General features: G+C 39.3%; 1 pseudogene. It reads left to right on the forward strand.

Annotated elements, in window-relative coordinates:
- Window positions 1-430, forward strand: a pseudogene (locus WFI24_RS34220) (DNA-binding protein); the annotation flags it as partial.

A 430-nucleotide genomic window follows, 5' to 3' on the forward strand; every position in this document is an offset into this window, starting at 1 on the left:
TTACTGTCAGATAACAATCATGTTCTGGATAAAGCTTTTGAATTATTTCGCATCTGCTACAAACAGAACGATTGGGACGAAGCAAAAAAGATCGCAAGTCACATGCATAAAATCGCAAGGAACCAATACAAAACTCAACAAAAATATGGAGACATATCCCCGCTTCAGTTGCCCATGAGAAGGCCGCTCATATTTTACATAGGCTATAGTTACCTGGCTGAATCTATCGTGTATCAAAAGCAGGGTCTATATGAAGAAGCGCGATCCTGCATATCACATTATGAATATTTAGATCAGTACGATATTCAAGATCCTGAAAGCCAAGAAGAAGTTCGCCGGTTTAAGATTTTTGCCAAAGCTAACTCCTACGCTATTGATCTACTGGCCGGTGACTTTGAAATTCTGGAAGAGTACCACACCTTTATTCAAT

Origin of the sequence: Paenibacillus sp. USHLN196 (genome assembly GCF_037144955.1) — a bacterium.
GTDB classification, from domain to species: domain Bacteria; phylum Bacillota; class Bacilli; order Paenibacillales; family Paenibacillaceae; genus Paenibacillus; species Paenibacillus xylanexedens_C.